2 protein-coding genes are annotated in these 5,854 nt (G+C 70.8%); both read left to right on the top strand.

The window, feature by feature from the left end; all coding sequences use genetic code 11:
- A partial coding sequence (locus tag AB0F03_RS37670) for a beta-ketoacyl reductase (protein ID WP_362000965.1) occupies window positions 1–822 on the top strand: 822 nt, incomplete at its 5' end.
- Between the two features lie 29 nt (window positions 823–851).
- On the top strand, window positions 852–5,854 hold a 5,003-nt coding region (locus AB0F03_RS37675; protein WP_362000967.1), incomplete at its 3' end, for a type I polyketide synthase.

Below are 5,854 nucleotides of genomic sequence, written 5' to 3' on the forward strand. Positions count from 1 at the left end.
GCTGTGTCGCTGGCCTGGGGGTTGTGGGGTGAGGCGAGTGCGATGACGGGCTCGCTGGGGGTATCGGATCAGGCGCGTATGAGCCGTGGTGGTATTCGGGCTCTGTCCGTCGAGGAGGGCATGGCACTGTTCGACGCCGGCCTGACAGCGGACGAACCCGCCCTGTTGGCAGCCAAGTTCGATCTCGCGGCCCTCACCGAACAGGCCGCTGCGGATCGGCTGGCTCCCATGCTGCGAGGCCTGGTCCGTCCACCCCGACGTGCCGCCTCCACCGGCGGCCCCGTCCCCGTCGACTCCCTTGCGGACCGGTTGGCGGTACTGCCGGCGGAGGAGCGGACAGAGATGCTGCTGGACCTGGTCCGCGGCGAGGTCGCCGTGGTGCTGGGGCATGCCGACGCCGAGAGCATCGCGCCCGGACAGGCGTTCAGCGAGCTGGGCTTCGACTCGCTGACCGCCGTGGAGCTGCGCAACCGGTTGGACGCAGCGACGGGTCTGCGGCTGCCGGCCACGCTGATCTTCGACTACCCGTCCCCCGCCGCGATCACCGAGCATCTGCGCGCGGAACTGGTCCCGGACATGGTGACCGGAGCACCGGACCTCGCGGAGATCGACGAGGCCGGGCTGCGCAAGGCCCTTGCCTCGGTATCGCTGAAGCGGCTCCAAGAACTGGGGGTGTTGCGGCAGTTGCTGCCGCTTGTGGCTGCGGCCCCCGGCGCCGGCAAGCCCGCCCCCTCGGAAGCACGGCAGAACACGTCGAGCCTGATCGCCGATATGGACGTCGCCGACCTCATCGAACGCGCGATGGGCAACACCAACGACTGAGCCCGTCGCGGCTACGGAGGAACTCAAGTATGTCTGTGTCCGAGGACAAGCTCGTCGCGGCACTGCGCGCTTCTCTCACGGAGAACGAGCAGCTCAAGGAGGAGCGCGACAGGGCTCTTGCGGCCACGTCGGAACCGATCGCGATCGTGTCCGCCGCCTGCCGGTTGCCTGGTGGTGTCTCCTCACCGGAGGACCTGTGGCAGTTGGTGACCGAGGAACGCGACGGCATCACACAGTTCCCCGAGGACCGGGGCTGGGACGTCGACCGGATCTACGATCCCACTCCCGGAGTGGCCGGCAAGTCCTACGTCCGGGAGGGCGGCTTCCTCCACGACGCGGGGGATTTCGATCCGGCGTTGTTCGGGATCTCTCCGCGTGAGGCCCTTGCCATGGACCCGCAGCAGCGGTTGCTGCTGGAGGTGTCCTGGGAGGTGTTGGAGCGGGCCGGTATCGATCCGACCACGCTGAAGGGCAGCCGTACGGGCGTCTTCGCCGGTCTGATGTACCACGACTACGAGGCGGCCGTGGCGGCCGGCAGCATCGTCTCGGGCCGGGTGGCGTACACCTTCGGCTTCGAGGGTCCGGCGGTGACGGTGGACACGGCGTGTTCGTCGTCGCTGGTGGCGATGCACTCGGCGATCCAGGCGCTACGTGGCGGTGAGTGCTCGCTCGCGCTGGCCGGTGGTGTGGCCGTCATGGCCAGGCCGGGCAGTTTCATCGAGTTCTCGCGTCAAGGAGGTCTTGCACCGGACGGACGGTGCAAGTCGTTCGCGGCGGGTGCGGACGGTACGGCGTGGGCGGAAGGCGTGGGTCTTGTCCTGCTGGAGCGTCTGTCGGACGCTCGGCGCAACGGTCATCAGGTCCTGGCGGTCGTCCGTGGCACGGCCGTGAACCAGGACGGCGCGTCCAACGGCCTCACCGCCCCGAACGGCCCCTCGCAGCAACGTGTCATCCGTCAGGCCCTCGCGAACGCCGGCCTGACCCCGTCCGAGATCGACGTCGTCGAAGCGCACGGTACGGGTACGTCGCTGGGTGACCCGATCGAGGCGCAGGCGTTGATCGCCACGTACGGCCAGGAGCGGGCCGGGGACGAGCCGTTGTGGCTGGGTTCGTTGAAGTCGAACATCGGTCATGCGCAGGCGGCGGCCGGTGTGGCGGGTGTGATCAAGATGGTGCAGGCGATGCGGCACGGCGTGTTGCCGAAGACGCTGCATGTGGGCGAGCCGTCGCCGAAGGTGGACTGGTCGGCCGGCGCGGTGGAGCTGTTGACGGAGTCGCGGGAGTGGCCGGCGACAGAGGGCCGTCCGCGTCGTGCGGCGGTCTCCTCCTTCGGCATCAGCGGCACCAATGCCCACGTCGTTCTCGAATCCGTCGAGAACGAGATCCCGGAGCCGACCGTGACACGCGGAAGCGTGCCTCTCATCCTCTCCGGCCGCACAGCCGACGCCGTGAGCGCGCAGGCCCGGCAGCTCGCGGACCATCTGGAACGACACCGCTATCTGAGCCTGACGGACACGGCCTACTCACTGGCGACGACCCGAGCCCATTTCGACCACCGTGCGGTGGTCGTCGCCGGGTCGGTGGCGGAGGCGCGGGAGGGTCTGGCGTCGGTGCGCCCGGAGAGCGTGGTGCGTGGCCGTCTGGGTGTGTTGTTCACCGGGCAGGGGTCGCAGCGGGTGGGGATGGGGCGTGAACTGTACGGCGCCTTCCCGTTGTTCGCCGAGGCCTTCGATGAGGTGTGTGCGGCCGTCGACGGGAAGCTGGGCCGCTCGCTGAGGACGGTGATTTTCGAGGGCGGGGAGCTGCTGGAGGAGACGGGGTACGCGCAACCGGCTCTCTTCGCGGTCGAGGTGGCGTTGTACCACCTCGTACGGTCCTGGGGCGTGCGCCCGCACTGCCTCGCCGGTCACTCGATCGGTGAGGTGACGGCCGCGTATGTGGCGGGTGTGTGGTCGCTGGAGGACGCGGCCACGCTGGTCGTCGCGCGTGGTCGGCTGATGCAGGCGCTGCCGGCGGGTGGCGTGATGGTCGCGTTGGAGGCCATGGAAGAGGAGGTCGCGCCGCTGCTGTCGGACGGTGTGAGCATCGCCGCGGTCAACGGGCCGACCTCGCTGGTGTTGTCGGGGGCTGAGGGTGCGGTGTTGGCGGTTACCGAAGCCCTGCCCGGCCGTCGGGTGAAGCGGCTGCGGGTGTCGCACGCGTTTCATTCGCCGTTGATGGGCCCGATGCTGGAGGAGTTCCGCGAGGTCGCGGCCGGGCTGACCTACAACGCCCCGGTCCTGCCGGTGGTGTCGAACCTGACCGGCGAGGTGGCGGACGCAGGCCGGTTGTGCTCGCCCGACTATTGGGTGGAGCACGTACGCGGCACGGTCCGTTTCCACGACGGCGTGCAAGCCATGAAGGACCAGAAGGTCACCACCTTCCTGGAGTTGGGCCCGGACGGCATCCTCACCGGGATGCTGGCGGAGGACTGCGTACCGTCCCTCCGTCGGGACGTGCCCGAGGACCGGGCGTTGATGAACGCCGTGGGGCGGCTGCACACGCGCGGTGTCGCCATCGACTGGGAGCGGGTGTTCTCCGGCACCGGCGCACACCGTGTGGACCTGCCCACCTATGCCTTCCAGCATCAGCGTTTCTGGTTGAACCCGACGCTGTCGGAGGGTGATCCGGCGCTGGCTGCCGGGCATCCGTTGCTCGACACCGTGGTCGGGGTTCCTGACACCGGTGGTGTGGTGTGCACCGGCCGGTTGTCCCTTGCCGCCCAACCGTGGCTGGCGGACCATGTGGTGTCCGGCACGGTCCTGCTGCCCGGTGCCGCGCTGGTGGAACTCGCGATCCGCGCCGGCGACGAGGTCGGCGCGCGGACCCTGCGCGAACTGGTCATGGAGGCGCCCCTGGTGATCCCGGACAAGGGAGCGGTACGCGTCCAGGTCACGGTGGGAGAGGACACGGGTGGCGGGGTGCGGCCGGTCGCGGTGTATTCGCGGCCCGACGACACGCAGTCCGGCGCCCCGTGGACCCGCCACGCCAGCGGACAACTGGGCGACGACGCCTCGGTATCCGCTGCCGCCCGGGGTGTCTGGCCCCCTGAGGGTGCGCAGCCGGTCGACCTGACCGGCTTCTACGCGGGCCAGGCGACCGCCGGATACCGGTACGGGCCGCTGTTCCAAGGGCTCAGGACCCTGTGGACCCGCGGCGACGAAATCTACGCCGAGGTCGCGCTCCCGGCGGACGACACCGAGGCGGTCGCCGGATTCGGTCTGCATCCGGCGCTTCTCGATGCGGTCCTGCACTGCGGAGCCTTCACCGAGCGGAAGGCCGAGGAGGGCAAGCTCATCCTGCCGTTCGCGTGGAACGGCATGACTCTGCACGCCTCCGGCGCCACCGCGCTGCGGGTGCGCATGACGCCCACCGGACCCGAGTCGGTGACGATCGAACTCGCCGACGGCGAGGGCGCCCCGGTCGCGTCGGTCGAGTCGCTCGTCCTGCGCGCGGTCGCGGCGGAGCAGGTGAAGGCCGCAGGCCGGACCGGTCCCGGCGACACGGACGCCCTCTTCGCCGTCGAATGGGCCGCGTCGGCGGCTGACACGATGGCTGAGGCGATGGCCGACGTCGCCGCGATCGTCCCGCACTCGGTGACCATGGCCCTCGACATCGAGGATCTGGTGCAGTCCGGCGCGGCGATGCCGGAGGTCCTGGTCGTCGACGCCGTCGACGGTGTCGTCAGCGCCGAACGCGTCCGCGGCCTCGTCGGCCGCGTCCTCGGCATCCTCCAGGCCTTCCTCGCCGCGCCGGAACTCGAGGAGGCCCGCCTGCTCGTCGTGACGCGCGGCGCGGTCGGCGTCCTCGGCGACAGCGAGGTGATCGACCCGGCGGGGGCCGCGGTCTGGGGCCTCGTGCGCGCCGCCCAGGCCGAGAATCCGGATCGCGTCGTGCTCATGGACGTGGACGAGATCCAGGCCTCCCGACCGGCCGTGGCCGGCGTACTGGCCACCGGCGAAGCGCAGGTAGCCGTACGCGGGGACGTCGTGCACACGCCCCGCCTGGTGCGCATCGCGCCGGACACCGGGACCGGGCCCGCACTGGACCCCGAGGGCACCGTGCTCGTCACCGGCGGCACCGGAACGCTGGGCGGTCTGGTCGCCCGGCACCTCGTCGCCGAACACGGTGTACGGCACCTGCTGTTGACCAGTCGCCGTGGTCCGGAGGCGCCCGGCGCCCAGGAGTTGACGGCCGAGCTGGAGGCGGCCGGAGCGAGTGTCACCGTGGCGGCGTGCGACATGTCCAAGCGCAGGGCGGTGAAGAAGCTCCTCTGGGAGATCTCGCCCGCGGCGCCGCTGACCGGCATCGTGCACGCGGCAGGAGTCCTGGACGACGGCGTGATCCCGCGGCTGACCCCGGAGCGCGTCGGCGCCGCCTTCCGGCCCAAGGTCGACGCCGCGCTGACACTGCACGAGCTGACACGCGACATGAACCTCTCGGCGTTCGTCCTGTTCTCCTCCGCCGCCGGTGTGATCGGTGCCCCGGGCCAGGGCAACTACTCCGCCGCGAACGCGTTCCTGGATGCGTTCGCCCAGTGGCGGCGCGCACAGGGCCTCACCGCCGTCTCACTGGCCTGGGGCCTGTGGGCCGAGTCCGGCGGCATGATCGCGACGATGAGCGAGTCGGACCGGGCCCGCATGAACCGGGGCGGGGTGCTTCCGCTCGCCTCGGAGGAAGGCATGGCCCTGCTCGACTCGGCCATGGCCGGTGAGGCGTCGACGCTCGTCCCGGTGAAGCTCGACTTCGCCGCGCTGGCGGAACAGGCACGGGCGGGACACCTGCCGCCTGTGCTGCGCGGACTGGTCCGCCAACCGCGTCGCACGGCCCGCACCGCGGCGGCCGGCTCCGGTGCCACCACGGGCGGGACCCTGGCCGACCGCCTCGCAGCCCTGACCGTCGACGAGCAGAAGCGCATGCTTTTGGAGTTGGTGTCGGGTGAGGTTGCGGTGGTGTTGGGGCATGCGGGTGCGGGGAGTATCGGGGCGGGGCA

This window comes from Streptomyces sp. NPDC028722, assembly GCF_040637655.1.
In the GTDB taxonomy this organism is placed as follows: Bacteria; Actinomycetota; Actinomycetes; order Streptomycetales; family Streptomycetaceae; genus Streptomyces.